Genomic DNA, 17,156 nt, shown 5'->3' with positions numbered 1-17,156 from the left:
AGCTGCATGTGCGTTAGAAGGCCGGCGTCGAGAAGTTCGCCGTGGCCGATCGCAGCACACCCTGGCTCATGTCGAAGGACAGCTGGAAGGTCGCCCGCTCGCGCGGGGTAGCGCCCCGGGTTTCGAGATGGCGGATCAGCGCCGCCACGTCCTCGTCACCCAGGTGCAGGTAGGCTTTCAGCACCTCCAGCGTTTCGTGTTCGGAGTCGATGATCATGGAGTAGAAGTGGATATCCCGGCCCGCCTGGTCACCGAGCAGCTCCTGGACCCGCGCCAGATTGGCTGTGCTCAAGGGGCAACTGTCCGGGGAGAAAGTGAAGATCAGGTTCACGGCCACGGCCTTGCCCTTGAGCAGGTCCTGGTACAGGTGCACCGTCCCGGGTCACCAGGGGCACATCCGGGAAATACCCGGCTCCCCAGGGTTGCGCACCGAATGCGACCTCGTCCGCCAGCCATGCCACGGCGGCCAGCAGGAGCGCGGCCGCCAGCGTACATGCCCACTTCAGATCGACCATGCTGCCTCCTACTTCAATGCCGTCGGCAGTACATCTGTCGGCGCTACGAAGGTCACGCCCTGAGGCGTCGGGATCGGGCTCATCACGCTCTTGCCGGGCGTGTGGTCCTTGCGTGGCAGGACATCGAAGCGCGGCATCGGCTGGGTGAAGGCCTGGACGCCGAACAGCGGGCTGCTGGGTAGACCGGTGGGGATGTCGAACGTGTCGGCGTAGGCGCTGCTGGTGAAAGGAGTCAGGCCATGGACCGGGACCAGCAGTCCGCCGGAGGTGGCCAGGCCCCACTTGATGAAATCGCGCCGGCTGACCTCGCCCCGGGTGATGGCGGTCGCCAACTCCGCGAAGTTCCGTCTGGCATTTTCCGCTTCCCTGAGGCGTGCCTTTGACACATCTCGTGGAAGGAACATTTGCCCCTCCTCGCTATCGACACCCCCTGGTGCACCACACCACCGCACACCCGAAGGGCGGCAGGGGAAAGGAATTCCGGCTGAAGGATGCGCCGAAACAGCGAGAGTACGGCGCATGTGCAGGAGCTTTCGCCAGCGCCTGCAACCTCCCGATTTATTCTGAAATATCCTGTTACGAAAGGAGGGTGGTGTCTATCGGCCACCGCGGCCCTTTCAGTCTCTTTGCGACTAATGAAGCGCGTTTCATTCCTGCCGGAACCAAGCGCGATCAAGCTGTTTCCGTGGCCTTACAATGCCCCTCGTCAGCCCGCCTTGCGCAGCGCCGCATGCTGGGGGTTGAAGGTCAGCAGTGCGGCCATCGCGAACACGGCCGTCAGCCCCAGGCAGACGCTGATCGCCACGGCGTTGAAGCGTTCGTAGAAGGCGTACCTGACCATCTCCACCGCATGGCTGAAGGGGTTCAGCGCGCAGAGCCAGTACAGCCATTCGCTGGCTTCGCGCATCTTCCATAGCGGATAGAGGGCGGACGAGAGGAAGAACAGCGGGAAGATCACGAAATTCATCACCCCGGCGAAGTTCTCCAGCTGGCGGATGCCATTGGACAGCAACAGGCCCAGGGCGCTGAGCAGCAGGGCGGCCAGCAGCAGCGCCGGCAGTGCGGCCAGTAGCCCCATGGCCGGTGGCTGCACCCCATAGAGCCAGGCGATGGCGAGGAAGGCATAGACCTGCAGCAGGGATACCAGCGCCGTCGCCAGCAGCTTGGCCGCCAGCAGGAAGGCTCGGGGCAGGGGGCTGGTGAGCAGCAGGCGCATGCTGCCCATCTCGCGGTCGTAGACCATCGACAGCGAGCCCTGCATGCCGTTGAACAGCAGGATCATGCAGGCCAGGCCCGGGACTATGTAGGTCTCGTAGGTTATGTAGGTGTCGTAGGGCTCGATGATGGCGATCCCCAGGGCCGCGCGGAAGCCGGCGGCGAACACCAGCAGCCAGAGCAGCGGGCGCACCAGGGCGCTGAGGAATCGCGTGCGCTGCAGCACGAAACGCAGCCACTCGCGCAGCAGGATGCCGCGCAGGCATTGCCAGTAGGCGTTCAGCATGGGATCGGCTCCGGAAGGGGGCTTGAGCGTAGGGTGCGCTGTGCGCACCGGTGTTTCCGTGCGGGGGTGCTGGTGCGCGCGGCGCACCCTACGGGGAATGCTCCATGGGCGCTCATGCGGTCAACCGCTCGAAGGCCCCGGCCAGGCCACCTTCGTTGTGTTCGCCAAGGCTGCCAGCGCGGTCATTGGCGATGATCCGCCCCTGGTGCAAGAGCAGGAGACGGTCCTCGGCCTGGACTTCGTCCAGCAGGTGGGTGGTCCAGAGCACCGCCATGCCCCGGTCGCGGCAGAGTTGGCGCACGTGCCGGTTGAGGCCGTCGCGGCTGGCCGGATCCAGGCCGCTGCTGGCTTCGTCGAGCAGCAGCAGGCGCGGTTCGTGGAGCAGCGCGCGGGCGATTTCCACCCGGCGCCGGTGGCCGCCATTGAGCAGGCGCACCTTGTCGCGCCGGCGTGGGCCCAGTTGCTGGCGCTCCAGTTCGCGTTCGATGCGCTGGGTCGCCACGCTGCCCGGCAGGCCGTGGAGGGCGGCGTGGTAGCGCAGGTTCTGTTCGACGCTGAGGTCCAGGTCCAGGGTGCTCTGCTGGAACACCACCCCAAGCCGCGCCAGGGCCGCGCGCGGCTCGCGGCGTAGGGAGTGGCCGCAGACACTGATCTCGCCCTGCTGCAGGTCATAGAGGCGGGTGAGCAGGGCGATCAGGGTGGACTTGCCGGCGCCGTTGGGGCCGAGCAGCGCGGTGAAGCTGCCTGGCTCCAGGCGGAAGTCCACCTGATCCAAGGCGCGGCGCGGGCCGTAGGCGAAGCCCACACCCGCCAGATCCAGGGCACTCACGGGGTCACCACCACACCCCAGGGATAGCGGCCGACCTTGATCGACTTGCTCACCTTGAGGCTGTCCACGTCTATCACCGAAACGTCGCCGCTGATGCCGTTGGTGGCCAGCAGGCGCTTCTCGTCCGGGGTGAAGGCCAGGTGCCAGACGCGCCGGCCCACCAGCAGGTAGTCGAGGATTTCGTAGGTCTTGGCGTCCAGCACCGCTACATGATTGGCCGGGCCGAGGGCGACGAAAGCGTACTTGCCGTCGCGGGTCAGCTTGACCCCCACCGGCTGCACCTTGTCCGGATGCACGCCCTTGATCTGGAATTTCAGCACCTTCTGCACCTGGCGGCTGGCCACATCGACCACCGTGACCGTGCCGCCGATCTCCGCCGAGGCCCAGAGCAGCTTGCCGTCCGGACTGAACTCCACGTGGCGCGGGCGCTGGTCCACCAGGGTGTTGTCCACCAGCTGCTGGGTGGCGGTGTCGATCCAGTGCAGCATGTTGGTGGTCTCGCTGGTGTTGATCGCCCACTTGCCGTCCGGGCTCACCGCCATGCCCTCGGGCTCCACGCCCACCTCGATCTGCGCCAGCACCTGGTCGCCCTGGGTGTCGACCACCGTGACCAGGGCATCGTCCTCGTTGGAGATGTACAGCCAGCGGTCGTTGGGATGCAGGGCGAACTGCTCGGGGTCGGCGCCGGAGGGCAGTTCCTTGATGATCTTGCGGTTGGAGAGGTCCATCACCTGGACAGTGTCCGAATCGCTGGCGCAGATGTAGAGCAGCTTGTTGTCACTGGACAGCGCCAGGCCGCGGGGGCGAGCGCCGACAGCCAGGCTGGCGGTGACTTCCAGGCTGTCCAGGTCGATCACGCTGATGCTGTCGTCCTTCTCGTTGGAGACGTAGGCGGTGGCGGCCAGGGCCTGGCCGCCGAGGAGCAGCAGGGCGGATGCGAGGGCAGCGGTGAGTGGGGTGCGCATGGCGGTTGGTCCTTCTTGTTCTGGTCAGTTGGCCGCGGTGAACTGGCGGCAGGCGCTTTCCGGGCGGTCGAAGCCCAGGCTGTCCAGCTCGCTCACCGGGTGCAGGAAGCCGTCCTGGGGCGAGGTGCTGACGAGGGCGCGGGGGTGGACGAGGGGAATGGGCTGGCGCAGTTGCCCATCCCAGTCGCGGTAGCTGAGTTTGCGGCCCTTGAAACCGTCCAGGGGCAGGTCGGCGGACAGCGCCAGGGTACGGATAGCGGTGCGGTCGGTGCTCTTCAGGCGGGTCACGGCGCTGGCGATGCTGCGCACGGCGATCCAGGCGGCGAAGTCGCGGTCGTTCATCCAGCGCCCGGCCAGGGCCTCGAAGCGCTTCTGCAACTGGGCGGCACCATAGGTTTCCACCGTCTTGTGCCAGCCGGTCGGGGTCAGGCCCTGGGTGCCGGCCACCGGGCGCGGGTACCAGGTGTTGTAGGGCAGGTACTCGCCGAAGTCGCCGCGCTCGTCGGCCACCAGCACCACATCGTACTCGCTGGCCTGGGTGAACAGCGGCATCTCTGCCTGGGCGCTGCGGCGCTGGTCGTTGTCGAAGCTCCAGGGTTTCTCTTCGACGATCTTGGCGCCGAAGCGGCCGGCGGCGCGGCGCAAGGCGGCGGCGTAGGCCAGATCGTCCGGCTGCTGGCCGCTCACCAGCAGCCAGCGCTGCCATCTGCGCGTGGCGAGGAATTGCGCCAGGGCGTCGGCCAGCATGGCGCGGTTGGGCAGGCTGTGCAGCAGGTTGGCCCGGCACTGGGCGCCCCTCAGCGCGTCGTCGGCGCTGCCAGCGTTGAACAGCAGGCTGTCGGGCAGGGCGTCGGCCAACTGCAGCACCTGCTCGGCCGGCGCGTTGACCACGAACAGGCGCAGGCCCTGGTCGTGCAGGGCGCGGGCCTTGTCCAGCAGCTCAGCCGCCGTGGCCGCCTGGACAGCGGAGAGCGCGTAGCTGTGCTTGAGGAAACGTCCGGTGCTGTTGCTGTCGCCGATCGCCAGCTCGGCGCCTCGCAGGCCGGCGTCTTCCGGCTCGGGAATGGCATTGGAGAGCAGCGGGCCAAGCGCGGGCTGCCAGGCCAGGTAGCCGATGCGTACCTCGAGGTGGTCTTCGGCGGCGCGGACTTCGGTGGCGAGCAGGGCTGCGCTGGACAGGGCCAGCAGGTAGACCAGGCCATGGAGCAGGTAGTGGCGCATGGGGCGGCTCCTTTGAAGATGGAGCCAGCATAAGAAGGGGCGGGGGCCCGGGAAATATGCAGAAAGTACCGGTCGGACGGTACCAAGGTAGGAGAAACCGGTCCGCGATTCGGCCCTAGCATGGCAGCACAAGAACCAGAAGGAGGCCGGCCCATGCACATCCTCAAACACCTGTTGCTGCCCTTGCTGTTGATCCTCACCTTGCTCGGGTTCGACCGCGGCAAGCCCGCCGACTTCCGCGACCAGGGCGGCGCCCCGGTGCTGCCGGTCATTTGGCTGGAGGAGTGATAGGCGGCCTGTTCGCGCCCTGGTGGGGCCTTTGTTGTGGGGGCGAATTTGTTCGCTAAGGGCTGCGCAGCAGCCCCAGGCTGACTTCCAGGCCGAACCTGCGGTCCGGTTCGCGAATGAATTCGCCCCCACAGTTCCGTAGCCCGGAACCCAGGGAGTAGTGCGACGACCCGCCCTAAGGTACTGGCCTGGCGCTACCAAGGTAGTACAGCCAGGCCGGTCGCCCGGTCCTAGCCTGACAGCCAGAGGAACCTGCAAGAGGATTCCGTCATGGCCGTCATCAAGCATCTGCTGCTACCACTTCTGGCGATCTGCTGCCTGCTCGAGTACGAAGTGGCCAGGGCCTCCGGCGACCTGGCCCGCCCTGCCAGCCAGACCATCTCCCTCTCGGCACCGAACCCCAGCGCCGACTGAACGACCCGATCTTTCCCCTCATCCGCAGGCACCAGCGTGCTGGCGAACGGCTCACCGCGTTCGCCAGCACGCTGGTGCCTGCACGATCGATAGCGTCTGGCAAACCCGCCTCCGCTCGCACTACTACCAAGGGAGGAGCGGCTGGCCACCAAAGCAGCATTCGGCTGTCGGCGAGGGCTTCTTACCATTTCCTCACAGCGCTCCGACCGGGGCGCCGCCTTGCACAGCAGAATGAGGATGTACGTGATGAACAAGAACAGCGCACTGCGCGGCCTCGCATTCCTGGCCGGCCTGACCCTCAGCGGACTCGTCATGGCCCACGGCGACGTGGTGCCCCAGGCGGTCGACACCGACGGCCTGGAGCCGCTGGGCAAGGAGTGGCGCGACGAGAACCCCTACCGCAAGCCCTACGCCAAGAACGACCTGGCGGTGGAGATCGGCGCCTCGGCCTATAACCAGAACTGCGCCCGCTGCCACGGCCTGGAAGCCAAGTCCGGCGGCATCGCCCCCGACCTGCGCTACCTGGAAGCCGACGCCAGTGGCGATGAGTGGTTCAAGGAGCGGGTGATCAACGGCGCGGTGCGCGATGGCGCGGTGTACATGCCGAAGATGGCCGACTTCCTTAGCCAGGAAGCCCTCTGGGCCATCCGTACCTACCTGGACAGCGTCGCCGTGAGTGAGTGACCGCCATGCGCCTGCTCGCCTTCCTGGCCTGTCTGCTGTGCCTGCCCGTGGCGCAGGCACAGGTGCGGCCCTATGACGACATCCTCGACTCGGGGGTGCTCAAGGTGGCCGTCTACGAGAACTTCGCCCCCTACAGCTTCCAGGAAGAGGGCCGCGCCCGCGGCGTCGACGTCGACCTGGCGCGCGCCCTCGCCGACGGCCTGGGCCTGAAGCTGGAGCTGCTCTGGGTCGTCCCTGGTGAGAAGCTCGACGACGACCTGCGCAACTTCGTCTGGAAGGGGCATTATCTGCGACCCGGCGTGCTCGCCGACGTCATGCTGCGAGTGCCCTACGACCGCGACTTCTCGCAGAAACGCAACGACGTGGGCGAAATCGCCAACGACCAGGTGGTGATGTTCGGCCCCTACCAGCGCGAGCGCTGGCAGGTGGCCTATGACAGTCGTCGGTTGCCCGAGGTGCCGAGCATCGGCGTGTTCCAGTTCCACCCCATCGGCGTGGAGCTGGAGAGCGTGCCGTCCTTCTACCTCACCTCGGTCTTCGCCGGGCGCCTGGCGCGCAATACCCATCATTACCCCGGGCCGGCGGCGGCCTTCGAGGGCATGCGCAAGGGCGAGGTGGACGCGGTGATGGCCCTGCGCGGCGAGCTGGACTGGCTGAAACACCTGGCCCACGACCCGCAGATCAGGGACGCCGAAAATACCTACCCCAACCTCGGCGAACCCGACTGGGACATCGGCATGGCGGTGCACGAGAGCAACCGCCAGTTGGCCAATGCCCTGGAGGAAACCATCGACGGCATGGTCCGCGATGGGCGCATGGAAAAGCTCTACGCCGGCTACGGCCTGCGCTACGAGCTGCCGGGGCTCTACCAGGACGTTCAATAGCCGGAGGTGCGGGATGCACAGGCGTTCGTTGTTGCTGTTGGGAATACTGGGCTGCGCCGCGCCCTCATGGGCCGCGCAGGATCCGGTGGAGTCGGTGATGTGGGACTACTTCCACCAGCGCCTGCTCGGCGGCCAGCCCTTCGTCCATGACCCCGGGGTGGTGCTGGAAGCGCCGCCCTTCGCCGAGGACGCGCGCCAGGTGCCGATCCAGGTGGATGCCCGCGCCCTGGCCGGGCAGGTGGTGAAGATCATGGCCTGGGCCGAGCTCAATCCCATCCCGCAGATATTCGTCTTCCAGCCGGGCGAGCGGGTGGCGCCGCTGCTCGCGATCCGTATCCGCATCGAGCAGGCCACGCCCATCCGCGCCGCCGTGCTGACCCGCGACGGCCTCTGGCACATCGGCTCGACCCGCATCGACGCCGCCGGCGGCGGTTGCACCGCGCCGAGCCTGGTGCGTGCCCAGGCCGGCTGGGAGGATCGCCTCGGCCAGGTGCATGGCGGACGCTTTCCCCAGGGCGACGGCAGCCGCCTGCGCGTGCGCATCGACCACCCCATGGACAACGGCCTCACCGGCGGCATTCCCGAATTCTTCCTCAACCAGGCCGAGCTCCGCGATGCCGATGGCCAGCCCCTGGCGACCCTGGAGCTGTTCCCGGCGGTCAGCGAGAACCCCACCATCAGCCTGGAGGTGCAGGGCAGGGAGCAGGCGCGGCTGTGGCTGCGGGACAACAATGGCAACGAGTTCGAGGCCAGTTTCTAAGGAGGGGGGCGATGCGACTGATCATCATACTGCTGGCCTGCCTGGCGTTTGCCGCCCAGGCCAGCCAGGACTATTCGCTGAAGCCCCGGCAGATCGCCGACGGCACCTGGCTGCTGGAAGGCAGCACCGGCAACTTCGACAAGGCCAACGGCGGCAACATCGTCAACACCGCCTTCATCGTCACGGGCGATGGCGTGGTGGTGATCGACAGTGGCCCCTCGAAGGCCTATGGCGAGGCCATGCGCCGGGCCATCGCCGGCGTCACCGAGCAGCCGGTGGTGCTGATGCTGCTCACCCACCACCACCCGGACCATGTGCTGGGCAACCAGGCCTTCGCCGATGTGCCCATCGCCGCCCTGGCCGGGACCCGCACGCTGCTGCAGGAGCAGGGCGAGGCCATGGCGGAAAACATGTACCGCCTGGTAGGCGACTGGATGCGTGGCACCGAGGTGCTGTTGCCGAGCGAGACGGTCGAGCCCGGCGTTCGCCAGGTCGGTGGCCACCGTTTGCGCCTGCTTGGCTTGCATGGCCACACAAACGCGGACCTGGCCGTGCTGGATGAAAGCACCGGCGTGCTCTTCGCCGGCGACCTGGTGTTCTACCAGCGAGCCCTGACCACGCCCAACAGCCCCGGCCTGGACACCTGGCTGGCCGACCTCGACACCCTGGCTGCATTGCCGTGGAAGGTGCTGGTGCCGGGCCACGGCCCCATCAGCGCGGAGCCGGCGCCCTTCGTGCAGATGCGCGACTACCTGGGTTGGCTGGATGGCCTGCTGCGGGACGCGGCAGGGAAAGGGGAGGACATGAACGAGGTGATTCGCGCGCCCATCCCCGAACGCTTCGCCTCGGTGAACCTGAGTCGCTACGAGCTCATCCGCAGCGTCAGCCATCTCTATCCGCGGTATGAGGCGGAGCGGTTGCCGAGGGTGGATAGCGCGGCGGAGTGAGTGTGCTGGTGCGCGCGGCGCACCCTACGGTCGAACACCGGGTATTGGGCGCACACCCCGTAGGGTGCGCTGTGCGCACCGATGACAGTGCTCGGCGCTATACCAACTCCGCGTGCTTCAGCTCGCTCTTGAGGTAGGCGTAATAGATGGGCGCCGCCACCAGTCCCTGCAGGCCGAAGATCGACTCGAACGCCAGCATCGCCAGCAGCAGCTCCCAGGCCCTGGCGCTGATCTGGCCGCCGACGATGCGCGCGTTGAGGAAGTATTCCAGCTTGTGAATGGCGATCAGGTAGCCCAGGGCGCCGACCGCCACCCAGAGGGATACCGAGAATCCGGCGATGAAGATCAGGGTGTTGGACATCAGGTTGCCGATCACCGGCAGCAGTCCGAGGATGAACGTCAGCAGGATCAGCACCTTGGTCAGCGGCAGGTGGATGTCCATCAACGGCAGCACCACGCCGAGGAAGATGCCGGTGAGTGTGGTGTTGACCAGGGAAATCTTGATCTGCGCGAAGACGATGTTGCGGAACGCGGTCACCAGCAGGGCCATGCGCTCAAGCAGCAGGCGGCTGAGCGGGCGCACTGTCTCGAAATTGGGAATGGGCTGCAGGGCGATGATGGCGCCCAGGATCATGCCGATCAGCATGGTCACGAAGGTATGCGCTGCGCCCTTGCCCAGCAGTTGCAGCTGGCCGACGTGGTCCCGCAGCCAGTCCATCAGTTCGCGGCGCAGGTCATCGGCGCTGGCCGGCAGGTAGTTCTCGACAGAGGCCGGCAACTGTGCCCGGGCCTGTTCGGTCAGGACGATGAATTTTTCCAGCAACTGGCCGGGGTTGCGCAATTCCTGCGTCACCACACCGCCGATCCAGACGAAGAACAGCGACAGCATGCTCACCACCAGGGTGCCCAGCAGCGCCACCGCCAGCCAGCGGGCGCGGCGCCCCCCGGGGATCACCGGCTGCAGGCGCGGGGCCAGGTTGATCACCAGTTCATAGACCAGCAGGCCCGACAGCAGGGATGGCAGCAGGTGGAAGGGCAGCACCAGCAGCAGGCCGATGAGGACGATGGCCCAACTGGCCAGTAGCAGTTGACGATCAGTGAAGAGTTGCATAGGTCCCGGGGGCATTGGATAGCGGAGCAGGGGCGGCAGTCTGCCAGTGCCAGGTGCCACCGCACAATCGGCAGCTGAAGTATGCAGGGACGGATCGGTATTGCTACCAACGGAGGAGGAAAATCCGCACTGCGTCCAATTGTTGGCCATCGTCGGCAAACCAAGAATTTGCGGCAGACCGGGAAATTTTCCCGGATCACAACAACAAGCCCGCAGAGGTAGCCGCAATGAAGCTCGCCACACCCTACCAGCCTTTCGCCCGGACGCTGCTGTGCGTCGCCATGGCGCTGTCCAGCAGCCTGGCCCTGGCCGGTGTCACCGACGAAGAAATCCTCGATGACGCCAAGTCCACCGGCGAAGTGGTCACCAACGGCCTGGGCCTGCAGGGACAGCGCTACAGCACCCTGGCCGCCCTCAACAGCGACAACGTTCAGCAGCTGCGCCCGGTCTGGGCGCTGTCCTTCGGCGGCGAGAAGCAGCGCGGCCAGCAGGCCCAGCCCCTGGTCAAGGACGGCGTGATCTATGTCACCGGCTCCTACTCCCGGGTGTTCGCGGTGGATGCGCGCACCGGCAAGAAACTCTGGCAGTACGACGCCCGCCTGCCCGACGGCATCATGCCCTGCTGCGACGTGATCAACCGCGGCGTTGCCCTGTACGGCGACCTGGTGATCTTCGGCACCCTGGACGCCAAGCTGGTGGCGCTGAACAAGGACACCGGCAAGGTGGTCTGGCGCAAGACGGTTGCCGACTACAAGGCCGGCTACTCCATCTCCGCCGCACCGCTGGTGGTCAAGGGCAAGCTGATCACCGGGGTCGCCGGCGGCGAGTTCGGCGTGGTGGGCAAGATCGAGGCCTACGACCCGAACAACGGCGAGCTGCTCTGGACCCGTCCCACCGTGGAAGGCCACATGGGCTACGTCTACAAGGACGGCAAGAAGGTCGAAAGCGGCATCTCCGGCGGCGAGGCCGGCAAGACCTGGCCCGGCGACCTGTGGAAGACCGGTGGCGCCGCGCCCTGGCTGGGCGGCTACTACGACCCGGAGACCGACTCGCTGCTGTTCGGCACCGGCAACCCCTCGCCGTGGAACTCCCACCTGCGTCCGGGTGACAACCTGTATTCGTCCTCGCGCCTGGCGCTCAACCCGGACGACGGCTCGATCAAGTGGCACTTCCAGACCACCCCGCACGACGGCTGGGACTTCGACGGCGTCAACGAACTGGTGTCCTTCAACTACCAGGACGGCGGCAAGACAGTGAAGGCCGCGGCCACCGCCGACCGCAACGGCTTCTTCTATGTGCTGGACCGCACCAACGGCAAGTTCATCCGCGGCTTCCCCTTCGTCGACGTGGTGACCTGGGCCAAGGGCCTGGACAAGGACGGCCGGCCGATCTACGACGATGCCAAGCGCCCCGGCGCGCCCGCTGCCGACGGCAAGCACGGCAGCTCGGTGTTCGTCGCGCCGTCCTTCCTCGGCGGCAAGAACTGGATGCCCATGGCCTACAGCCAGGACACCGGCCTGTTCTATGTCCCGTCCAACGAGTGGGGCATGGACATGTGGAACGAGAACATCGCCTACAAGAAGGGCGCGGCCTACCTCGGCGCGGGCTTCACCATCAAGCCGCTGAACGAGGACTACATCGGCGTGCTGCGCGCCATCGACCCGAAGAGCGGCAAGGAAGTCTGGCGCTACAAGAACTACGCGCCGCTCTGGGGCGGGGTGCTCGCCACCAAGGGCAACCTGGTGTTCACCGGCAACCCCGAGGGTTACCTGATGGCGTTCGACGCCAAGTCCGGCAAGAAGCTCTATGAGTTCAACACCGGTTCCGGCGTGATCGGCTCGCCCATCACCTGGGAGATGGACGGCGAACAGTACGTGTCGGTGCTTTCCGGCTGGGGCGGCGCCGTACCGCTCTGGGGTGGCGAAGTGGCCAAGCGCATCAAGGACCTGAACCAGGGCGGCATGCTCTGGACCTTCAAGCTGCCGAAGGCGGAGGCGGTGGCCAAGCGCTGATCCCCGGCAAGGCCCGCTCCGGCGGGCTTTTGCTTTTCGTAGGTTGGTGCAGAGCGAAGCGAAGCCCAACATTCCCTTGTGACGTCGTTGCCGGCTGTCGTTGGGTTGCAATCGATGTAGAAGCGGGCCTGCTCGCGATCAGATCTTCGCGAGCAAGCTCGCTCCTACAAGGGGCTTTTCTACGACCAAGGAACCATGGCCTTGTACTGGCCAGAGGCCGCTTAATACCCGCAGAACAATGACAAGGCGCCCCGGCGCCAAGCATCAAGGGGTATGAAATGCGCAACTGCCTGTTCCAAAGCCTGCTGATCCTCCTCCTCGCCGGTACCGTGGCGCTGGCGGGATTGCCGCCCTGGCTCGGCATAGCCCTGTGCCTGGCGGTGCCCTGGTTGTTCTGGCGCAAGGGCGTAGCCGCTCCGCCGACGGCCACGGGGGAGGGCACCGATGTGGCGCGGCTCACCCGCGACCTGTCCCGCAGCACCAGCCACAATGCGCTCTCCGCCGCCGGGGTGGCCTACTCGGTGGACCGCCTGGCCGAGCGCCTGCAATCCCAGCTTCAGGCCGCCGAGCGCATTGTCGGCAGCGCCGAGGCGATGATCGCCACCGAGGCCGCCACCTCGGAACTCAGCCAGCAGGCCTTCGCCGCCGCCCATGACGCCCGCCGCAGCAGCGACGAAGGCCGCGAGGTGCTGCGCCAGGCCATCGACCTGATGCACCAGTTGAGCGCCAGGGCTGGCGCCAGCCGCGAGCTGATCGCCGCCCTCAGCCAGCGCAGCGAGGAAATCCAGCAGGTGGCCCAGGTGATCCAGTCCATCGCCAGCCAGACCAACCTGCTGGCCCTGAATGCCGCCATCGAAGCCGCGCGGGCCGGCGAGCATGGCCGGGGCTTCGCCGTGGTGGCGGATGAAGTACGCGGCCTGGCCGGGCGCACCGCCAGCGCCACGGGCGAGGTGGGGCAGATGGTGGCCGATATCCAGCGTCAGACCATGGATGTGGTGGAACAGATCAGCCAGCTCTCCGCCGACCTCGACGCCGGCGTCGGCCAGGTGGAACTGACCGGCCACCAGCTGGAGAAGATCGCCGGCCTTGCCGCAGCCGTGGAAGGCCAGGTGGACGAGATCGCCCGGGGCGCGCGGACCAATCGGGACCAGCTGGCCCACCTGTTCGAGGCGGTGGGGCAGGTGCGCAGCGACCTGGGCGTCAGCGACGAACAGACCCGCCGCCTGGCCGAAGCCGCCGGGCAGCTGGAAGGGCAGGCCGAGACCATCAGCGAGCGCCTGGCCGAAGTGGGCCTGGATGATTACCACCAGCGGGTCTACGACCTCGCTCGACAGGGCGCGGCGGCCATCGCCGAACGCTTCGAGCGGGACGTGCGCGACGGCCGCATCAGCCTCGATGACCTGTTCGACCGCCGCTTCCAGGTGGTGCCCGGGACCTACCCGCAGAAATACGGCTCGCGCTTCGACCGCTACACCGACCAGGTGCTGCCGGCCATTCAGGAACCACTGCTCAAGGACCACGGAGGACTGGTGTTCGCCATTGCCTGTACGGCGGAGGGCTATGTGCCCACCCATAACCAGGCGTTCAGCGAGGCACCCAGCGGCGATCCGGAACGGGACATGGCCCGCAGCCGCAGCAAGCGCATGTTCAACGACCGCACCGGTATCCGCTGCGGCAGCCACCAGCAGCCGCTGCTGTTGCAGACCTACACCCGCGATACCGGCGAGCTGATGCACGACCTGTCGGTGCCGATCTTCGTCCAGGGCCGCCACTGGGGCGGCCTGCGCCTGGGCTATCGGCCGGAACAGGCCGCCGCGCCGGTGCCGCGAGCCAGCCGCCGGGAGGTCCTGGCCAAGGTCTGAAGGGCCGGGCCAGAGCGGTCGGCCATCTACTACCAAATGACGAGGGGGCCTGTGCCATGGGCGCATACCGGCCCCCCGCGGCGGCTGACTAAGATCGGTCCACAACCTGCCCACCCGGGCGGGCCCCGACCAGAGAGAGCAACGCCATGATCTATGCACAACCAGGCACTCCGGGCGCCGTCGTCAGCTTCAAGCCGCGTTATGGCAACTTCATCGGTGGCGAGTTCGTGCCACCGGTGGGCGGCGAGTACTTCACCAATACCTCTCCGGTGAATGGCGAAGTGATAGCCGAATTCCCCCGCTCCGGTGCCGAAGATGTCGAGAGGGCGCTGGACGCCGCCCACGCCGCCGCCGATGCCTGGGGTCGTACCTCGGTGCAGGAGCGCGCGCTGATCCTGCTGAAGATCGCCGACCGCATCGAACAGAACCTCGAAGTCCTCGCCGTCACCGAGACCTGGGACAACGGCAAGGCCGTGCGCGAGACGCTGAACGCCGACGTGCCGCTGGCCGCGGACCATTTCCGCTACTTCGCCGGCTGCATCCGCGCCCAGGAAGGCTCTGCCGCCGAGATCAACGAGCACACCGCCGCCTACCACTTCCACGAGCCGCTGGGCGTGGTCGGCCAGATCATTCCCTGGAACTTCCCGCTGCTGATGGCCGCCTGGAAGCTGGCCCCGGCGCTGGCTGCCGGCAACTGCGTGGTGCTCAAACCGGCTGAGCAGACCCCGCTGTCGATCATGGTATTGGCGGAAATCATCGGCGACCTGCTGCCGCCGGGCGTGCTCAACATCGTCCAGGGCTTCGGCAAGGAAGCGGGCCAGGCGCTGGCCACCAGCAAGCGTATCGCCAAGATCGCCTTCACCGGCTCGACCCCGGTGGGCGCGCACATCATGCATTGCGCGGCGGAGAACATCATTCCCTCTACGGTCGAACTGGGCGGCAAGAGCCCGAACATCTTCTTCGAAGACATCATGCAGGCCGAGCCGGCCTTCATCGAAAAAGCCGCCGAGGGCCTGGTGCTGGCCTTCTTCAACCAGGGCGAGGTCTGCACCTGCCCGTCCCGCGCCCTGGTGCAGGAGTCGATCTTCGAGCCCTTCATGGTCGAGGTGATGAAGAAGATCAAGGCGATCAAGCGTGGCGACCCGCTGGATACCGAGACCATGGTCGGTGCCCAGGCCTCCCAGCAGCAGTACGAGAAGATCCTCTCCTACCTCGACATCGCCCAGCAGGAGGGCGCCGAACTGCTCGCCGGCGGCAGCTCCGAGCGCCTGGGTGGTGACCTTTCCAGCGGTTACTACATCCAGCCGACCCTGCTCAAGGGCCACAACAAGATGCGCGTGTTCCAGGAAGAGATCTTCGGTCCGGTGGTGGGCGTCACCACCTTCAAGGATGAAGCCGAGGCCCTGGCGATCGCCAACGACACCGAGTTCGGTCTCGGCGCCGGCCTCTGGACCCGCGACATCAACCGCGCCTACCGAATGGGCCGTGGCATCAAGGCCGGCCGCGTGTGGACCAACTGCTACCACCTGTACCCGGCGCATGCCGCGTTCGGTGGTTACAAGAAGTCCGGCGTCGGCCGCGAAACCCACAAGATGATGCTCGACCACTACCAGCAGACCAAGAACCTGCTGGTGAGCTACGACGTCAATCCGCTGGGCTTCTTCTGATCCCTGCCCGGTAACGAAAAACGCGGCTTCGGCCGCGTTTTTTATTGTCTGGATGACTGCCATTACTTGTGGGGGCGAATTCATTCGCGATGGGATGCGCAGCGTCCCCCGGCAAGTCCGAAGGCCGGTCCTGCGGACCGGTCAGCGATTGAAATCGCCCCCACAAAAAAAGCCGCAGCCTGGAAACACTTGCGGCCCACGGCGGGACTCGAACCTTGGGGGGCGAATTCATTCGCTGCGCAGGCCGAAGGTCTGCCCCTGGGCCTTGCAGGGGGCTGCTGCGCAGCCCTTGGCGATTGAAATCGCCCCCACAAGGGCGGTCCGGCCCGCTACCAAATCACGAGCGAATCTCCTCCGAAAGTACCATTCGGGCGCCTCCGGGCCGGTGTTTAACTGGACTTGCCGGAATCCTCCGGCGGCATAACAAGAGGATTGCTCCATGTGGACTAAACCCGCCTTTACCGATCTGCGCATTGGTTTCGAAGTCACCCTGTACTTCGCCAACCGCTGATCCGCATCGCCCCGGCCCTGCCGGGGCCCCCGCCCAGGGCTCATCCCATGCATATCCAGATTCTCGGCTCGGCCGCCGGTGGTGGCTTCCCCCAGTGGAACTGCAACTGCCGCAACTGCCGGGGCGTGCGCAGCGGCAAGGTGCGCGCCCAGCCACGCACCCAGTCCTCCATCGCCCTCAGCGCCAGCGGCAGCGACTGGGTGCTGTGCAATGCCTCCCCCGATATCCGCGCCCAGCTGGAAGCCTTTGCGCCCCTGCAGCCGGCGCGTCGTCTGCGGGACACCGGCATCGCCGCGATCATCCTGATGGACAGCCAGATCGACCATGTCACCGGCCTCCTCAGCCTGCGTGAAGGTTGCCCGCACCCGGTCTGGTGCACTGAGATGGTCCACCAGGACCTGACCAGCGGCTTCCCGCTGTTCAGCATGCTCCGGCACTGGAATGGCGGCCTGATCTGGAACCCCATCGACCTCGCCAGCCCGGCCTTCGACATCCCTGCCTGCGCGGGCCTGCGCTTCACCGCCATCCCGCTGCTGAGCAGCGCACCGCCTTACTCGCCGCACCGCGGCAATCCGCACCCCGGCGACAATATCGGCCTGTTCATCGAGGACCTGGAGAGCGGCGGCACGCTGTTCTACGCCCCAGGCCTCGGCCAGGTGGATGACGGCCTGCTGGCCTGGATGCGCCGCGCCGACTGCCTGTTGGTGGACGGCACCCTCTGGCGCGACGACGAGATGCGCCACTGCGAGGTGGGCGACAAGCTCGGCAGCGAGATGGGCCATCTGCCGCAGAGCGGCTCCGGCGGGATGATCGAGGTGCTGGACGGCATTCCCGGCCCGCGCAAGGTGCTCATCCATATCAACAACACCAATCCCATCCTCGACGTCGATTCCGCCGAGCGCGCTGAACTCGGCCGCCACGGCATCGAAGTCGCCTGGGACGGCATGAGCATCGAACTGTAGGGTGCGCCGTGCGCACCATGACC

General features: G+C 66.7%; 18 protein-coding genes. 11 read left to right on the top strand and 7 right to left on the bottom strand.

Features of this window, described 5'->3' with window-relative positions:
• Positions 1–13 precede the first annotated feature (13 nt).
• The 6 genes from E8F11_RS24660 to E8F11_RS24635 form a co-directional block, all read right to left on the bottom strand.
• Positions 14–373 carry an SCO family protein gene (locus E8F11_RS24660; protein ID WP_280291537.1) on the bottom strand — a complete coding sequence of 120 codons (360 nt, stop codon included), beginning with the start codon at positions 371–373 and terminating at the stop codon, positions 14–16.
• Positions 374–523: 150 nt separating this feature from the next.
• The gene (locus E8F11_RS24655) at positions 524–919 is read right to left on the bottom strand and encodes a hypothetical protein (protein ID WP_280291536.1); all 396 of its coding nucleotides are present in this window, start codon (positions 917–919) and stop codon (positions 524–526) included.
• A 302-nt stretch (positions 920–1,221) separates the two neighbouring features.
• Entirely contained in the window at positions 1,222–2,013 is a 792-nt protein-coding gene (locus tag E8F11_RS24650) for an ABC transporter permease (protein ID WP_280291554.1), read from the bottom strand.
• A gap of 115 nt (positions 2,014–2,128) precedes the next feature.
• Positions 2,129–2,845 carry an ABC transporter ATP-binding protein gene (locus E8F11_RS24645; RefSeq protein ID WP_280291535.1) on the bottom strand — a complete coding sequence of 239 codons (717 nt, stop codon included), beginning with the start codon at positions 2,843–2,845 and terminating at the stop codon, positions 2,129–2,131.
• Positions 2,842–3,810 carry a YVTN family beta-propeller repeat protein gene (locus tag E8F11_RS24640; RefSeq protein ID WP_280291534.1) on the bottom strand — a complete coding sequence of 323 codons (969 nt, stop codon included), beginning with the start codon at positions 3,808–3,810 and terminating at the stop codon, positions 2,842–2,844. Before E8F11_RS24640 ends, E8F11_RS24645 begins: the two co-directional genes overlap by 4 nt.
• Positions 3,811–3,834: 24 nt before the next feature.
• Positions 3,835–5,031 (bottom strand): ABC transporter substrate-binding protein, encoded by a 1,197-nt coding sequence (locus E8F11_RS24635; protein WP_280291533.1) that lies wholly within the window; start codon positions 5,029–5,031, stop codon positions 3,835–3,837.
• Between the two features lie 153 nt (positions 5,032–5,184).
• On the opposite strand from E8F11_RS24635, the gene E8F11_RS24630 reads away from it, so the two are divergent.
• The 6 genes from E8F11_RS24630 to E8F11_RS24605 all read left to right on the top strand — a co-directional run bounded on the left by E8F11_RS24630 (position 5,185) and on the right by E8F11_RS24605 (position 9,008).
• The gene (locus E8F11_RS24630; RefSeq protein ID WP_280291532.1) at positions 5,185–5,319 is read left to right on the top strand and encodes a hypothetical protein; all 135 of its coding nucleotides are present in this window, start codon (positions 5,185–5,187) and stop codon (positions 5,317–5,319) included.
• A gap of 270 nt (positions 5,320–5,589) precedes the next feature.
• Positions 5,590–5,733 (top strand): hypothetical protein, encoded by a 144-nt coding sequence (locus tag E8F11_RS24625; protein WP_280291531.1) that lies wholly within the window; start codon positions 5,590–5,592, stop codon positions 5,731–5,733.
• 246 nt (positions 5,734–5,979) lie between these two features.
• Positions 5,980–6,417 (top strand): cytochrome c-550 PedF, encoded by a 438-nt coding sequence (gene pedF / locus E8F11_RS24620; RefSeq protein WP_280291530.1) that lies wholly within the window; start codon positions 5,980–5,982, stop codon positions 6,415–6,417.
• Between the two features lie 5 nt (positions 6,418–6,422).
• On the top strand, positions 6,423–7,301 hold the full coding sequence (locus E8F11_RS24615; protein ID WP_280291529.1) for a transporter substrate-binding domain-containing protein: 879 nt from the start codon (positions 6,423–6,425) through the stop codon (positions 7,299–7,301).
• A gap of 13 nt (positions 7,302–7,314) precedes the next feature.
• A complete protein-coding gene (locus E8F11_RS24610; RefSeq protein WP_280291528.1) occupies positions 7,315–8,061 on the top strand; it encodes a quinoprotein dehydrogenase-associated SoxYZ-like carrier in 747 nt (248 codons plus the stop codon).
• An 11-nt stretch (positions 8,062–8,072) separates the two neighbouring features.
• Complete coding sequence (locus E8F11_RS24605; RefSeq protein WP_280291527.1) at positions 8,073–9,008, top strand: quinoprotein relay system zinc metallohydrolase 1; 936 nt, start codon at positions 8,073–8,075, stop codon at positions 9,006–9,008.
• 97 nt (positions 9,009–9,105) lie between these two features.
• Here the strand turns inward: E8F11_RS24605 and E8F11_RS24600 are convergent, their stop codons facing one another.
• Complete coding sequence (locus E8F11_RS24600) at positions 9,106–10,119, bottom strand: hypothetical protein (RefSeq protein ID WP_280291526.1); 1,014 nt, start codon at positions 10,117–10,119, stop codon at positions 9,106–9,108.
• Between the two features lie 227 nt (positions 10,120–10,346).
• Here E8F11_RS24600 and E8F11_RS24595 point away from each other — a divergent pair, with 227 nt between their 5' ends.
• From E8F11_RS24595 to pqqB, 5 genes are all read left to right on the top strand, one after another.
• Positions 10,347–12,131 (top strand): methanol/ethanol family PQQ-dependent dehydrogenase, encoded by a 1,785-nt coding sequence (locus tag E8F11_RS24595; protein ID WP_280291525.1) that lies wholly within the window; start codon positions 10,347–10,349, stop codon positions 12,129–12,131.
• 278 nt (positions 12,132–12,409) lie between these two features.
• Positions 12,410–13,993 (top strand): methyl-accepting chemotaxis protein, encoded by a 1,584-nt coding sequence (locus E8F11_RS24590; RefSeq protein ID WP_280291524.1) that lies wholly within the window; start codon positions 12,410–12,412, stop codon positions 13,991–13,993.
• A 146-nt stretch (positions 13,994–14,139) separates the two neighbouring features.
• Complete coding sequence (locus E8F11_RS24585) at positions 14,140–15,660, top strand: aldehyde dehydrogenase family protein (RefSeq protein ID WP_280291523.1); 1,521 nt, start codon at positions 14,140–14,142, stop codon at positions 15,658–15,660.
• Between the two features lie 439 nt (positions 15,661–16,099).
• A complete protein-coding gene (pqqA, locus tag E8F11_RS24580) occupies positions 16,100–16,171 on the top strand; it encodes a pyrroloquinoline quinone precursor peptide PqqA (protein ID WP_072432761.1) in 72 nt (23 codons plus the stop codon).
• Positions 16,172–16,218: 47 nt separating this feature from the next.
• Positions 16,219–17,133 carry a pyrroloquinoline quinone biosynthesis protein PqqB gene (gene pqqB / locus E8F11_RS24575; RefSeq protein WP_280291522.1) on the top strand — a complete coding sequence of 305 codons (915 nt, stop codon included), beginning with the start codon at positions 16,219–16,221 and terminating at the stop codon, positions 17,131–17,133.
• The last annotated feature ends 23 nt before the right edge of the window (positions 17,134–17,156 follow it).

Source organism: Pseudomonas sp. BN417 (genome assembly GCF_029871205.1).
Classification (GTDB): domain Bacteria; phylum Pseudomonadota; class Gammaproteobacteria; order Pseudomonadales; family Pseudomonadaceae; genus Metapseudomonas.
Note: the sequence above shows the minus strand (reverse complement) of the source record. Positions and strands in the feature narration are given on the sequence as shown.

What these genes read in the sequence shown, in the direction of transcription:
- E8F11_RS24655 (WP_280291536.1), bottom strand. Translation starts at nt 919, where the DNA reads ATGTTCCTTCCACGAGATGTGTCAAAGGCACGCCTCAGGGAAGCGGAA.
- E8F11_RS24640 (WP_280291534.1), bottom strand. Translation starts at nt 3,810, where the DNA reads ATGCGCACCCCACTCACCGCTGCCCTCGCATCCGCCCTGCTGCTCCTC.
- E8F11_RS24635 (WP_280291533.1), bottom strand. Translation starts at nt 5,031, where the DNA reads ATGCGCCACTACCTGCTCCATGGCCTGGTCTACCTGCTGGCCCTGTCC.
- E8F11_RS24630 (WP_280291532.1), top strand. Translation starts at nt 5,185, where the DNA reads ATGCACATCCTCAAACACCTGTTGCTGCCCTTGCTGTTGATCCTCACC.
- E8F11_RS24625 (WP_280291531.1), top strand. Translation starts at nt 5,590, where the DNA reads ATGGCCGTCATCAAGCATCTGCTGCTACCACTTCTGGCGATCTGCTGC.
- pedF (WP_280291530.1), top strand. Translation starts at nt 5,980, where the DNA reads ATGAACAAGAACAGCGCACTGCGCGGCCTCGCATTCCTGGCCGGCCTG.
- E8F11_RS24615 (WP_280291529.1), top strand. Translation starts at nt 6,423, where the DNA reads ATGCGCCTGCTCGCCTTCCTGGCCTGTCTGCTGTGCCTGCCCGTGGCG.
- E8F11_RS24610 (WP_280291528.1), top strand. Translation starts at nt 7,315, where the DNA reads ATGCACAGGCGTTCGTTGTTGCTGTTGGGAATACTGGGCTGCGCCGCG.
- E8F11_RS24605 (WP_280291527.1), top strand. Translation starts at nt 8,073, where the DNA reads ATGCGACTGATCATCATACTGCTGGCCTGCCTGGCGTTTGCCGCCCAG.
- E8F11_RS24600 (WP_280291526.1), bottom strand. Translation starts at nt 10,119, where the DNA reads ATGCAACTCTTCACTGATCGTCAACTGCTACTGGCCAGTTGGGCCATC.
- E8F11_RS24595 (WP_280291525.1), top strand. Translation starts at nt 10,347, where the DNA reads ATGAAGCTCGCCACACCCTACCAGCCTTTCGCCCGGACGCTGCTGTGC.
- E8F11_RS24590 (WP_280291524.1), top strand. Translation starts at nt 12,410, where the DNA reads ATGCGCAACTGCCTGTTCCAAAGCCTGCTGATCCTCCTCCTCGCCGGT.
- E8F11_RS24585 (WP_280291523.1), top strand. Translation starts at nt 14,140, where the DNA reads ATGATCTATGCACAACCAGGCACTCCGGGCGCCGTCGTCAGCTTCAAG.
- pqqB (WP_280291522.1), top strand. Translation starts at nt 16,219, where the DNA reads ATGCATATCCAGATTCTCGGCTCGGCCGCCGGTGGTGGCTTCCCCCAG.